Here is a 12,813-nt window from a genome sequence, read left to right as displayed (position 1 = left end):
GCTTTTGTCAGCGCAGCAGCGACTGGCCGGTCATCTCGGCCGGCTGCGCCAACTCCATCAGCGCGAGCAGCGTCGGCGCGATATCGGCGAGGCGTCCGTCGGCGAGACCCTTGCCCTGCCCGCCGACCAGCATGAGCGGCACCGGATTGGTGGTGTGGGCGGTATGCGGCTTGCCCGTGACCGGATCGACCATCAGCTCGGCATTGCCATGGTCTGCCGTGACCAGCAGCGCCCCGCCCTGTCGCCCGATCGCGTCGGCGATGGCGCCGAGGCCCGCATCCACCGTCTCGACCGCCTTGATCGCCGCGGCCAGCACGCCAGTATGGCCGACCATGTCGGGATTGGCGAAGTTGAGCACGACAAGGTCGTAGCGTCCTGAATCGATCGCCTCGACAGCCTTGGCCGTCAGCTCCGGCGCCGACATCTCCGGCTGCAGGTCATAGGTCGCGACCTTGGGGGAAGGCACCATCACCCGGTCCTCGCCGACATAGGGCGTCTCCTCGCCACCGTTGAAGAAATAGGTGACGTGCGGATACTTCTCGGTCTCGGCCATGCGGACCTGCGTCCGGCCAGCCTTGGCAACGGTCTCACCCAGGCCGTTGGCCAGTGTCTGCGGTGCGAACAGCATCGGCATGACCTTGTCGAGCTCAGCGCTATAGGAGGTCATGCTGACCGCCTTGACCAGCACCGGCCGGCGCGGCCGGGCGAAACCGGCGAAATCCGGCTCCAGCACCGCCGCCAGAATTTCACGGATGCGGTCAGAGCGGAAATTGAAGCTGAGCAGCCCGTCGCCATCCTTCATCCCGGCATAGGCGCCGATCGCGGCCGGCAGGATGAACTCGTCGGTGATGTTCTCCGCGTAAGCCGCGGCAATCGCAGCCTGCGCGTCCGGGAAGCGCTCGCCCTCCCCCAGCACCATCGCGCGCCAGGCCTTCTCGACCCGCTCCCAGCGATTGTCACGATCCATCGCGTAGTAGCGCCCGGAAACGCTGGCGATGGAGGCGCCCGCCGGCAGCGCGGCGGCGAAGGCCTTCACATACTCGGCGGCCGATTGCGGCGGCGTATCGCGCCCGTCGGTGAAGACATGGACATGCACGGTCACGCCCTGCGCGGTCAGGATACGGGCGAGCGCGACCGCATGGTCCTGATGGGCATGGACGCCGCCCGGCGAAACGAGGCCGAGCAGATGGCAGGCGCCGCCGCTCGCCTTCAAACCGGCAACGAGACCTGTCACCTCAAGCGCCCCTGCGATCGAACCGTCCGCGATCGCCTGGTTGATGCGCGGCAGGTCCTGCATCACCACGCGCCCGGCGCCGAGATTGAGATGGCCCACCTCGGAATTGCCCATCTGCCCCGGCGGGAGGCCGACATCGAGCCCGGAGGTATGCAGGAAGGCATGCGGGTTCGCTGCCCAGAGCCGGTCGAAATTCGGAGTGTTCGCCAGCCTGACGGCGTTGTTCTCGCTTTCCTCGCGCCAGCCCCAGCCGTCGAGGATCATCAGCATCACGGGGCGAGGCGGCATTGGCTTGACCTGTCGGCATTTGTGAAAACTGCTTGTGCGGATACCACGCGCCACGCTGACGATGCGAGTGTTAAGAAGGCTGCGGGCCACCATGGAGAAGACGCATGTCGATCAAGGCGCTGGTTTTCGATGCTTATGGCACGCTCTTCGATGTCCAGTCGGTCGCAGCCGTCACCGACGCCGCCTTTCCCGGCCATGGTGCGACGATCACCCAGATCTGGCGCCTGAAGCAGCTCGAATACACCTGGTTGCGCGCCCTGATGGATCGCTACGAGGATTTCTGGACCGTCACACGCAGCTCCCTGGAATTCACGCTCAGGACGCTCGGCCTCGCCTCCTCGCCCGAGCTGGTCGCCAAGGTCGCCGCCGCCTATGACGCGCTCTTGCTCTACCCCGAGGCCCGCGCTGCGCTCGAAGGCCTCGCCTCGCACCGCCTTGCCATCTTCTCGAATGGCAGCCCGGACATGCTGAAGCGGCTCGTCGCCCATGCCGGGATCACGGACTTGCTGGAAACCGTGATCAGCGTCGACGAGATCGGTGTCTACAAGCCCGATCCGCGCGGCTATGCCCATGTCGAGAAACGGCTCGGCCTCGCCCGCGACGAGATCCTCTTCGTCTCCTCCAACGGCTTCGACATCGCTGGTGCCAAGGCCCATGGCTTCCATGTCGCGCGCATCGAGCGTGTGCCAGCCCGCACATTGCGCGGCGAGCTCGCAGCGGCCGCGACGATCGACCCTACACTGATGTTCAAGGCGCTCCGGATGCAGCCCGAGCAGCTCGGTTTCCAGGCCGATGCGACCATTGCCGCGCTGACCGATCTCGTCTCCTATGTCGCCGGACTGAAGCGGGCCTGAAGCGCCTCGCGAGGAGACTTCGATGATCAAGCTCTATTACCATCCCTCGCCGAACCCGGCGAAGATCGCGCTCTTCCTCGAGGAAGCCGGCCTGCCCTACGAAATGGTGCCGGTCGACACCCGCAAGGGCGACCAGTTCAAGCCGGAATTCCTCGCCATCAACCCCAATGCCAAGACGCCGGCCCTCACCGATGGCGACGTCACCGTCTTCGATTCCAACGCGATCCTGCTCTATCTCGCCGAGAAGACAGGCCAGTTCCTGCCTGAAGACTCGCCCAAGGCTCGCGGCGAGATGCTGTCCTGGCTGATGTTCGTCGCGACCGGCATCGGCCCCTATTGCGGCCAGGCCGTGCATTTCAGCCGCTTCGCCCCGGAGAAACTACCCTATGCCATCAACCGCTATGCCCGCGAAGCCGAGCGGCACTGGGGCATCGTCAACGACCTCCTCGCCGGCCGACGCTACATGCTCGGCGATCGCTACACGCTGGTCGACATGTCGATCTGGGGCTGGGCGACGCGGCTCTCCTTCGCCATCGGCGAGAGCTGGCCGGAGATGTTCCCGCATGTGAAGCGCCATCTCGACGAGATCTCGGCCCGCCCCGCCGCTCAGCGGGCCGTCGCGCTGAAGGACCAGTTCGCCTTCAAGGCGGATTTCGATGCCGAGGCCCGGAAGTTCCTGTTCCCGCAGAACGCGCATCTCGCCGGCTGACCACAGCCCCGCGTCGCCTGTGCATCATGCCTGCCCCGCCGGCGAAAGCGCTGGCGGCGGCGGGGTTTTCAGGCCAGTGTCCGCGCGGCTCCGCGCTCGGAAGACGCGGGCAGGAATAGCCTCCGAGGGGACGAATGCCGACCGATATCGAGATCGCGCGCGTAGCCACGCTGCAGCCCATCGCCACGATCGCCGAGAAGGCGGGCATCCCCTCCGAGGCCCTGAATCCCTACGGCAAGTACATCGCCAAGATCGACACCCATGCGATCCCCGGCTTTGAGGCGAAACCGGACGGCAAGCTGATCCTCGTCACCGCGATCAGCCCGACCCCGGCCGGCGAAGGCAAGACCACGACGACGGTCGGGCTCGGCGACGGGCTCTCCCGCATCGGCAAGCGCGCGATGATTGCGCTGCGCGAGCCCTCGCTTGGACCGAGCTTCGGCATGAAGGGCGGCGCGGCCGGCGGCGGCTATGCCCAGGTCGTGCCGATGGAGCAGATCAACCTGCATTTCACCGGCGATTTCCACGCCATCACCAGCGCGCATAACCTGCTGGCGGCGATGATCGACAACCATGTCTACTGGGGCAATGCGCTCGGCCTCGACACCCGCCACATCGCCTGGCGGCGGGTGCTCGACATGAACGACCGGGCGCTGCGCTCCATCGTCTCCTCGCTCGGCGGCGCCAGCAACGGCTTTCCGCGCGAGGACGGCTTCGACATCACCGTCGCCTCCGAGATCATGGCGATCTTCTGCCTCGCGCGTGACGCCGCCGACCTGGAGGCCCGCCTCGGCCGCATCGTCATCGGCCGCACCCGCGACAAGCGCCTCGTCACCGCAGCCGACATCAAGGCGACCGGCGCGATGAGTGTGCTGCTCAAGGACGCGCTGATGCCGAACCTCGTGCAGACGCTGGAAGGCACGCCCGCCTTCGTCCACGGCGGCCCCTTCGCCAATATCGCCCATGGCTGCAATTCGGTGATCGCAACGAAGGCCGCGCTGAAGCTCGCCGATTACGTCGTCACCGAGGCCGGCTTCGGCGCCGATCTCGGCGCCGAGAAATTCTTCGACATCAAGTGCCGCAAGGCGGGCCTGAAGCCTGCCGCCGCCGTCGTCGTCGCGACCGTGCGCGCCCTCAAGATGCATGGCGGCCTCGCCAAGGACGCGCTTGGCCGCGAGGACCTGAAGGCGCTGGAAGCCGGCCTCTCCAACCTCACCCGCCATGTCAGCAATATCCGGAAGTTCGGCGTACCTCCGATCGTCGCGATCAACCATTTCACGACGGACACCGCCGCGGAGCACGAGCTGATCCGCAACTATTGCCGCAACCATCTCGGCGTCGAGGCGGTGATCTGCCGGCATTGGGCGGAAGGCGGCGCCGGCGCCGAGGAACTCGCCCGCAAGGTCGCCGGCCTCGCCGACGAGGGCGAGGCCGATTTCGCTCCGCTCTACCCCGATGCGATGCCGCTCCGACAGAAGCTGGAGACGATCGCGCACGAAATTTACGGCGCTGGCGGCGTCACGGTTGGCGCGAGGCTCCAGGCCCGCTTCACCGAGCTGGAGGAGGCCGGCTTCGGCAACCTGCCGGTCTGCGTCGCCAAGACCCAGTATTCCTTCTCGGCCGACCCAACCCTGCGCGGCGCGCCCTCGGGCCACACGGTGCCTTTGCGCGAACTGCGGCTCTCCGCCGGCGCCGGCTTCGTCGTGGCGATCTGCGGGGACATCATGACCATGCCGGGTCTGCCGCGCGAACCCGCCGCCGAGCGCATCCATATCGATACGCATGGGCGGGTTGAGGGGTTGTTCTGAAGGGTGTCATCCCGTGCGCGCCGCAGCGTGAAACGCTGCCGCGCATACACGGGACCGCGTGACGAGAAGGCGCCTTTTCCGGGAGACGATCCCATGTCTGCGCAGCGGCACTTCGCGCCGCAACGCGCACGGGATGACGGCGTTTCTTAAAGCTTACGCAACGGATCACTCTATACCTTGCGCCATCCCGCAAGGAAGCCGCCCCGATGAGCCAGGCCGAGCCCGGTCTGCCCCGCACGCACAGCTTGAAGGCCCGGGTCATGGGCTGGACGCTCGCCATACTCATGGCGATCGCGCTTCCGGCTGGCGCCGCCTTCCTGTGGATCGTGGATGCGACCGTGGTGAAGCTCGGCACGCTCGTCGCCGAGAAGCAGATCCTGTTCGATCGCTATCGCGGCCTTGAAGCCCTGATGCGCGAGGTCTCGCTGGCAGAGACCGTCGCCCGCGCGCCTGCGATCGTCGACTGGGCCGAAGCCGAGAATGATCCCGAGAAGGCCGAACGCGGTCTGGCCGAGCTGGAGCATTACCGCCAGTCCTTCCGGGACCGCAGTTATTTCACCGTCCTCGCGGGATCAGGGAATTACTACTTCAACGACAAGGACAACAACTACGAGCGCGAGCGCAAGCGCTATACGCTGTCAGCCACCAATCCGCGCGACGGTTGGTACTACAAGACCGCGGCGCTCGGCTCCGGCTGCCACCTGAATGTCGACAACGACGACAATCTCCGCGTCACCAAGGTCTGGATCAACTGCATCATCCGCAAGGACGGCCGCGTGCTGGGCATCATCGGCACCGGGCTCGACCTGACGCAATTCATCCGCGAGGTCGTCGACATCCCGCAGACCGGCGTCCAGAGCATGTTCGTCGACCGCAGCGGCGCCGTGCAGGCCCACCGCGACGCGAGCCTCGTCGACTTCCACAGCCTGACCAAGGACATTTCGTCGAAGAAGACGATCTACCAGATCATCGACAACGACCCGGACCGTAGCCTGCTCGGAGAGATGATCGCCCGTGTCGGGGCCGGCGACGATCTCGTGCAATCGCGCTTCATGACGGTCGACGGCAAGCGTGTGCTCGTCGGCGTCGGCTATCTCGACCGGCTTGGGTGGTTCAACGTCACGGTGATGGACATCGACCGCATCATCGACCGGAGCCTGTTCCTGCCGCTCGGCCTGCTGTTCGGCGCTGTCCTGCTGGCAGCGGCGGCCCTGCTGACCCTGCTGTTCAAGCGCGCGGTGCTCGACCGGCTGTCCCGCGTCGAACACGCCGCAAGTCATGTCCGCGCCCGCGAGTTCCGCTCCGTCGCGATCGATGCTGGCCGCGACGAGATCGGCCGGCTGTCGCAGGCCTTCGGCGCGATGGCGCGCAGCGTCGAGGAGAATACGTCCCGCCTCGAAGAGGCTGTGCGCGAGCGCACCGAACAGCTCGAACGGCTCGCCCATGCCGACCCGCTGACTGGTGTCTTCAATCGCCGCGGCTTCGAACGCGCCTTCGCGAAAAGCCGAAGCCGTGCCGGGAGAACCGGGCATCAGACGGGCCTGATGCTGGTCGATCTCGACAATCTCAAACCGCTCAACGACAGCCATGGCCATCAGAGCGGCGACGAGGCGATCGCCGAACTCGCCCGGCGCATGACGGCACTCTTGCGTGACCGCGACATCTGCGCCCGCTGGGGCGGCGACGAGTTCATCCTGCTGCTGGACAATGTCGACCGCGACGGATTGGCGGCCATCGCGGCAGCCATCGTAGCGGCCGCCGCGAAGAGCCCGGTCATCCTCGGAAACGGTGTGTCCGTCGTCGTCAGCACCAGCATAGGCGCGACCCTGCTGGAGCCTCTCGACACGCTGACCGAAGCCACGCGACGCGCCGACGAGGCGCTCTATGTCGCCAAGCGCAACGGCCGCAACGGCTTCTTCGTCAGCCCGCCGGAGGAACTCCCGCTCCGCCGGCGCAACGCAGGCTGAAACCGGTCATCCCGTGCGCGCTGCGGCATGCAAATGCCGCTGCGCAGACACGGGACCGCCATCAGAAAGAGCAGCCTACTGGTGACACGGTCCCGTGTCTGCATCGCGGCACTTCGCGCCGCAATGCGCACGGGATGACGCGCCTCAGGCGAAGTCGAGCTGGACCTTGATCGCCTTCGACTTGTCGGCGGCCAGCTCGAAGGCCTCGACCGCCCGATCGACCGGAATCGACGCCGTCAGCAGCGGCGAGAGATCGATATTGCCAGAGCCGATCATCGCCACCGCCCAGTCGAACTCCTCATGGAAGCGGAAGGAGCCACGCAGGTCGAACTCCTTGGCGACGACGACATTCATCGGCAGCGTGAACTGGCCGCCGACGCCGATCTGGACGATGACACCGCCTGGCCGGACCACGTCGAAGGCACCCGTCAGCGCATGCTGGTTGCCGGAAGCCTCGAACATCACGTCGAAGGCGCCCTTCTCCGCTCCGTACTCGGCCTTGAGTCGCTCCGGCTCGGCCGCGACATTCACCGTTGCCGTCGCGCCCATCTTGCGCGCCACCGGCAGCGGCCCGTCGACGACATCGGTCGCGACGATCTCGGAGGCACCCGCCGCCTTGGCGGCCAGGATGGTGAGCGCGCCGATCGGCCCCGCCCCCGTGACCAGCACGCGCTTGCCGAGCAGCGGCCCGGCGCGCTTGGCGGCATGGAGGCAGACCGAGAGCGGCTCGGCGAAGGCTGCTTCCGCAGCGGTGACGCGCGGTGCCACCTTCACGGCCTGCCGCTCCTCGACCACGAGCACGTCGCGGAAGCCGCCCTGCACATGGGGAAAGCGCATCGCCGAGCCGTAGAACAGCATGTCGGTGCAGTGCTGCTGCAGCCCCATCTGGCAATAGCGGCAATGGCCGCAGGCCCGGCTCGGGTTGACCGCGACGCGGTCGCCCGGCTTCACCCGCGAGACCTCGCCGCCGATCGCCTCGACCCGGCCCGCGATCTCATGGCCGAGAATCATCGGCTCGCGCACACGGATCGTGCCGAAACCGCCATGAAGATAGTAATGCAGGTCCGAGCCGCAGATGCCGCCGGCCTCGATCCGAACGCGCACGTCGCGCGGCCCGAGCTCCGGCGCGCTCGTCGGTTCGACCCGCAGATCCTTCTCGGCATGAATGACGACGGCACGCATGGCACGCTCCCGAATTCGCCGCGCGACAGTGCACGGCGCCATTGTCTAATCGATTGAAACCTGCTTACCCAAAGCGGCGCCCCGGGCGCAAACCGAAATCGCCGCATCCGGCATTTTGCGAGGATAAGCCATGTCGCTGTCGCTGTTCAGTCTCGCCGGCAAGATCGCGCTCGTCACCGGCTCGGGCCAGGGCATCGGCCTCGCGCTGGCCGAGGGGCTCTCGGATGCCGGCGCCCATGTCGTCCTGAACGGCCGCGACAAGGCGAAGCTGGAGCGCGCACAGCAGGCCCTTGCTGCCGCCGGCCGCAAAGCCTCCATCGCCCCTTTCGACGTCACCGATCACGAGGCGGTCGAGGCCGGCGTCGCCATGATCGAAGCCGAGATCGGCCCGATCGATATCCTGATCAACAATGCCGGCATGCAGAAGCGCGCGCCGATCACCGAGTTCCCGGTCGAGGGCTGGCATGAGGTGATCAACACCAACCTGCATTCGGTATTCTACGTCACCCAGGCCGTGACCAAGCGCATGGTGCCGCGCAAGCGCGGCAAGATCATCAGCATCGGCTCGGTGATGAGCGAGCTCGGCCGCGCCACCATCATCCCCTACACCGCCTCCAAAGGCGCCGTGAAGATGATGACCCGGGGCCTCGCCGCCGAGCTCGGCAAGCACAATATCCAGGCCAACGCCATCGGTCCCGGCTATTTCGCGACCGAGATCAACGCCGCACTGATCGCCGACGAGGCCTTCTCGAGCTGGGTCTGCAGCCGCACGCCGGCCGGGCGCTGGGGCGAGACGAAAGAGTTGGCCGGCGCCGCGATCTTCCTGTCCTCGGCGGCCTCGGACTACGTCAACGGCCACCTGCTGATGGTCGATGGCGGATTAACCTCGGTGGTGTGAAGTTCAGGCCTCCCTTCTCCCCTTGCGGGAGAAGGTGGCTCGGCGAAGCCGAGACGGATGAGGGGTCTCGCGAGCTTTCCGCTCGGCATTCAGGAACGCCAACGTTTCGGGACGGCACGACCCCTCACCCCGGCCCTCTCCCGCAAGGGGAGAGGGGGAGCGTCGCGGTCCCTGCGCCCCCACCATAAGGAGATGCTCAGGGCTCAAGCCCGAGCATGCCGCCCGATATCAGGCTGCGGCCTTCGTCACCGCCTCGACGACATCGTCGACCACGCGCTCGACCAGGTCGCGGTCATCGCCCTCGGCCATGACGCGGATCACCGGCTCGGTGCCGGAGGGGCGGATCACCAGGCGGCCACTTTCGCCGAGAAGCTGCTTGGCCGCCTCGATCGCGCTGACCACCTGCTTCTCCTCAAGCGGGCGCCCCTTCTTGTAGCGGACGTTCTTGAGGATCTGCGGCAGCGGCTCGAAGCAGTGGCAGACTTCGGAGACCGGCTTGTCCATGCGCTTGACCACGGCGAGCAATTGCAGCGCCGCGACAAGGCCATCGCCGGTCGTGCCGAAATCCGAGAGGATGATGTGGCCGGACTGCTCGCCGCCCAGGTTGAAGCCGTGGTTGCGCATGTGCTCCAGCACATAGCGATCACCGACCGCGGTTCGCGCCAGCGTGAGGCCGAGCCCCGCGAGATAGCGTTCCAGGCCGAGATTGGACATGATCGTCGCGACGATGCCCGGCGCCGAGAGCCGGCCGTCCTCCAGCCAGGAGCGCGCGATCACCGCCATCAGCTGATCGCCGTCGACGACATGCCCGTGCTCGTCGACCACCAGCACGCGGTCGGCGTCGCCGTCGAGCGCGATGCCGACATCGGCACGCAACTCCCTGACCTTCGCGACCAGCGTCGCCGGATGGGTCGAGCCGACATCGCGGTTGATGTTGAAGCCATCGGGCTCGTCGCCAATGACGATGACCTCTGCGCCGAGTTCCCAGAGAGCTTGGGGCGCCACCTTGTAGGCGGCGCCATTGGCGCAATCGAGCACGATGCGCAGGCCTTCCAGGCTCATGTTGCGCGGCATGGTGCGCTTGGCGAACTCGACATAGCGCGCATCGGCGCTGTCGATGCGCTTGGCCCGGCCGAGCTTCGGCGAGCCCGACAGGCGGGGGGTCAGGTCGCCATCGATCAGCCCCTCGATCTCGCGTTCGACCTCGTCGTTGAGCTTGTAGCCGTCCGGCCCGAACAGCTTGATGCCGTTATCCTCATAGGCGTTGTGCGAGGCGGAGATCATCACGCCGAGATCGGCGCGCATCGAGCGCGTCAGCATCGCGACCGCCGGCGTCGGCATCGGGCCGAGCAGCATCACGTCCATGCCGACCGAGGTGAAGCCCGCGACCATCGCGTATTCGATCATGTAGCCGGAGAGGCGGGTATCCTTGCCGATCACCACCCGGTGGCGGTGCTCGCCGCGGCGGAAGGCGAGGCCGGTGGCCTGGCCGACCTTCAGGGCGAGGTCCGGCGTGATGACGCCGTTCGCCCGCCCGCGAATGCCGTCCGTTCCGAAGTATTTGCGCGTCATCGTGTTTCGGTTCCCAGCGGCGGCTCGTGCCTAGTTTTGCGCGTTCTATAGCCAAAAAACCTTTCCGCCTTCTCACAAATTGTGACGGAGCGTGAAAAGGAGCAGCAGCGACCGCGACGCCCAATAGGGGCGATGTCATCCCGGGCGACCGAAGGGAGGCCCGGGATCCATGCCGGAGCCCTGATCGGAAGCGTTCTGGCATGGATCCCGGATCGGCGCGGCTCCGCCGCCTGTCCGGGATGACGGCGCGGGTGGAGAAGCATGAAGGCCCAACAGAAAAGGGCGACCTCACGGCCGCCCTTTCATAGTCCATTCGAACTGCCTCAGCCCTGCGGCTGCGGCTCCAGGCCGGCATCCGGCTCGCCGCGCTTGCGGCCCTTGCCGGCGCTCGGCACGGCCGAACCGCGGGGCGCATGCGGGGTGTCGTCGGCATCGCGGACCGGGCGCTTGCCGGCGATCAGGTCACGGATTTCCTCGCCGGTCAGCGTCTCGAATTCGAGCAGCGCCTCGGCCACCGCCACGAACTCGTCGTTGTGCTCGGTGAGGATCTTCTTGGCGTCGGCATAGCCCTCGTCGACGAGGCGCTTGACCTCGGCGTCGATCTTCTGCGCCGTGGCCTCGGAGACCGACTGGCTGCGGCCCATCGACATGCCCAGGAAAACCTCTTCCTGGTTGTCGCCATAGGCGACCATGCCGAGCTCGGACGAATAGCCCATCTGCGTGACCATGGCCTTGGCCATCTTGGTCGCCTGCTGGATGTCGCCGGTGGCGCCCGAGGTAACGTTCTCGCGGCCGAAGGTGATCTCCTCCGCCACGCGCCCGCCCATGGCGACCGCGAGCTGCGAGGTGAACTCCTTGAACTTCATCGAGTAGCGGTCGCCCTCCGGCAGGAACTTGACCATGCCGAGCGCGCGGCCGCGCGGGATGATCGTTGCCTTGTGGACCGGAATGCCGGCGGGAACATAGAGGCCGACGATGGCGTGACCGGCCTCGTGATAGGCGGTCAGCTTCTTCTCCTCCTCGGACATCGCCATGGATTTGCGCTCGGCGCCCATCATGACCTTGTCCTTGGCGTCCTCGAATTCGGCATGGGTGACCATGCGCTTGCCGCGCCGCGCCGCCAGCAGCGCCGCCTCGTTGACGAGGTTCATCAGGTCCGCGCCCGAGAAGCCTGGCGTACCGCGGGCAAGGACCTTGAGATCGACATCCGGCGCCATCGGCACCTTGCGGACATGGACGCGCAGGATCTTCTCGCGGCCGGCGACGTCGGGGTTCGGCACGACGATCTGGCGGTCGAAGCGGCCCGGACGCAGCAGCGCGGGGTCGAGCACGTCGGGACGGTTGGTCGCGGCGATGATGATCACACCTTCGTTCGGCTCGAAGCCGTCCATCTCCACGAGGAGCTGGTTCAGCGTCTGCTCGCGCTCGTCATTGCCGCCGCCGAGACCGGCGCCGCGATGACGGCCGACCGCGTCGATCTCATCGATGAAGATGATGCAGGGCGCATTCTTCTTGGCCTGCTCGAACATGTCGCGGACACGGCTCGCGCCGACGCCGACGAACATCTCGACGAAGTCCGAACCCGAGATGGTGAAGAACGGCACATTGGCCTCGCCCGCGACGGCACGCGCCGTCAGGGTCTTACCCGTGCCGGGAGGGCCGACAAGCAGCACGCCGCGCGGGATGCGCCCGCCCAGCCGCTGGAACTTCTGGGGATCGCGCAGGAACTCGACGATCTCCTGCAGGTCTTCCTTGGCCTCGTCGATGCCCGCGACATCCTCGAAGGTGACACGCCCATGCGCCTCGGTCAGGAGCTTGGCCTTGGACTTGCCGAAGCCCATGGCCCGGCCGGCACCGTTCTGCATCTGCCGGGACATGAAGATCCACAGACCGATGAAGATCACGAAGGGCAGCGAATTGACCAGCAGCGCCATGAACCACGGCGTGCCCTCTGAAGGCGGCTTGCCCGAGACCTGCACGCCCTTCTCCGCCAGGCTCCGCAGGAATTGCGGGTCGGCATAGGGCGGATAGGTGACGAAGCTGCGTCCGTCGGAGAAGCTGCCGGTCCATTCCGGTCCGGACGCGACGAGGCTGGCGATCCGCCCGGCCTGCGCCTCGTTGACCAGCTGGCTGTACTGAATCTCGTTGGTGCTGGTGCGTTGGCTTGGGCTCTGGAACAGGGTCACCAACGCCAGGACCAGCAGGAAGATCACCACCCAGAGGGCAAAATTTCGAAAATTCGGATTCATTCCCAGTCCGATCGGGCCTGCCGGACCAACCGGATGAGGCCTAGAGTTTCCC

9 protein-coding genes are annotated in these 12,813 nt (G+C 66.6%); 5 read left to right on the top strand and 4 right to left on the bottom strand.

The features are described from left to right. Positions 1-7 precede the first annotated feature (7 nt). A complete protein-coding gene (gpmI, locus tag AC6RIC_RS07720) occupies positions 8-1,522 on the bottom strand; it encodes a 2,3-bisphosphoglycerate-independent phosphoglycerate mutase (protein ID WP_499735717.1) in 1,515 nt (504 codons plus the stop codon). A gap of 104 nt (positions 1,523-1,626) precedes the next feature. Here gpmI and AC6RIC_RS07715 point away from each other — a divergent pair, with 104 nt between their 5' ends. From AC6RIC_RS07715 to AC6RIC_RS07700, 4 genes are all read left to right on the top strand, one after another. Beyond that, entirely contained in the window at positions 1,627-2,376 is a 750-nt protein-coding gene (locus AC6RIC_RS07715; protein ID WP_499735716.1) for a haloacid dehalogenase type II, read from the top strand. A gap of 22 nt (positions 2,377-2,398) precedes the next feature. Further along, positions 2,399-3,085, top strand: a complete 687-nt coding sequence (locus AC6RIC_RS07710) for a glutathione S-transferase family protein (protein WP_499735715.1) — start codon at positions 2,399-2,401, stop codon at positions 3,083-3,085. Positions 3,086-3,219: 134 nt separating this feature from the next. Then, a complete protein-coding gene (locus AC6RIC_RS07705; RefSeq protein WP_499735714.1) occupies positions 3,220-4,893 on the top strand; it encodes a formate--tetrahydrofolate ligase in 1,674 nt (557 codons plus the stop codon). 206 nt (positions 4,894-5,099) lie between these two features. Then, positions 5,100-6,860 carry a sensor domain-containing diguanylate cyclase gene (locus AC6RIC_RS07700; RefSeq protein ID WP_499735713.1) on the top strand — a complete coding sequence of 587 codons (1,761 nt, stop codon included), beginning with the start codon at positions 5,100-5,102 and terminating at the stop codon, positions 6,858-6,860. Between the two features lie 144 nt (positions 6,861-7,004). On the opposite strand, the gene AC6RIC_RS07695 is transcribed toward AC6RIC_RS07700, so the two are convergent. Beyond that, complete coding sequence (locus AC6RIC_RS07695) at positions 7,005-8,042, bottom strand: L-idonate 5-dehydrogenase (RefSeq protein ID WP_499735712.1); 1,038 nt, start codon at positions 8,040-8,042, stop codon at positions 7,005-7,007. A 130-nt stretch (positions 8,043-8,172) separates the two neighbouring features. On the opposite strand from AC6RIC_RS07695, the gene AC6RIC_RS07690 reads away from it, so the two are divergent. Beyond that, positions 8,173-8,940 (top strand): SDR family oxidoreductase, encoded by a 768-nt coding sequence (locus tag AC6RIC_RS07690; RefSeq protein ID WP_499735711.1) that lies wholly within the window; start codon positions 8,173-8,175, stop codon positions 8,938-8,940. 228 nt (positions 8,941-9,168) lie between these two features. Here AC6RIC_RS07690 and glmM read toward each other — a convergent pair whose 3' ends face one another. Next, entirely contained in the window at positions 9,169-10,512 is a 1,344-nt protein-coding gene (glmM, locus tag AC6RIC_RS07685; RefSeq protein WP_499735710.1) for a phosphoglucosamine mutase, read from the bottom strand. Positions 10,513-10,835: 323 nt separating this feature from the next. After that, positions 10,836-12,761 (bottom strand): ATP-dependent zinc metalloprotease FtsH, encoded by a 1,926-nt coding sequence (gene ftsH, locus AC6RIC_RS07680; protein ID WP_499735709.1) that lies wholly within the window; start codon positions 12,759-12,761, stop codon positions 10,836-10,838. Positions 12,762-12,813: the final 52 nt, after the last annotated feature.

The sequence above is a fragment of the Allobosea sp. TBD101 genome (assembly GCF_059817965.1).
This window is presented reverse-complemented; position numbering and strand designations above follow the sequence as displayed.

Excerpts from the sequence above, each read along its gene's own strand:
- glmM (WP_499735710.1), bottom strand. The coding sequence starts at position 10,512 with ATGACGCGCAAATACTTCGGAACGGACGGCATTCGCGGGCGGGCGAAC.
- AC6RIC_RS07715 (WP_499735716.1), top strand. The coding sequence starts at position 1,627 with ATGTCGATCAAGGCGCTGGTTTTCGATGCTTATGGCACGCTCTTCGAT.
- AC6RIC_RS07690 (WP_499735711.1), top strand. The coding sequence starts at position 8,173 with ATGTCGCTGTCGCTGTTCAGTCTCGCCGGCAAGATCGCGCTCGTCACC.
- AC6RIC_RS07695 (WP_499735712.1), bottom strand. The coding sequence starts at position 8,042 with ATGCGTGCCGTCGTCATTCATGCCGAGAAGGATCTGCGGGTCGAACCG.
- AC6RIC_RS07700 (WP_499735713.1), top strand. The coding sequence starts at position 5,100 with ATGAGCCAGGCCGAGCCCGGTCTGCCCCGCACGCACAGCTTGAAGGCC.
- ftsH (WP_499735709.1), bottom strand. The coding sequence starts at position 12,761 with ATGAATCCGAATTTTCGAAATTTTGCCCTCTGGGTGGTGATCTTCCTG.
- gpmI (WP_499735717.1), bottom strand. The coding sequence starts at position 1,522 with ATGCCGCCTCGCCCCGTGATGCTGATGATCCTCGACGGCTGGGGCTGG.
- AC6RIC_RS07705 (WP_499735714.1), top strand. The coding sequence starts at position 3,220 with ATGCCGACCGATATCGAGATCGCGCGCGTAGCCACGCTGCAGCCCATC.
- AC6RIC_RS07710 (WP_499735715.1), top strand. The coding sequence starts at position 2,399 with ATGATCAAGCTCTATTACCATCCCTCGCCGAACCCGGCGAAGATCGCG.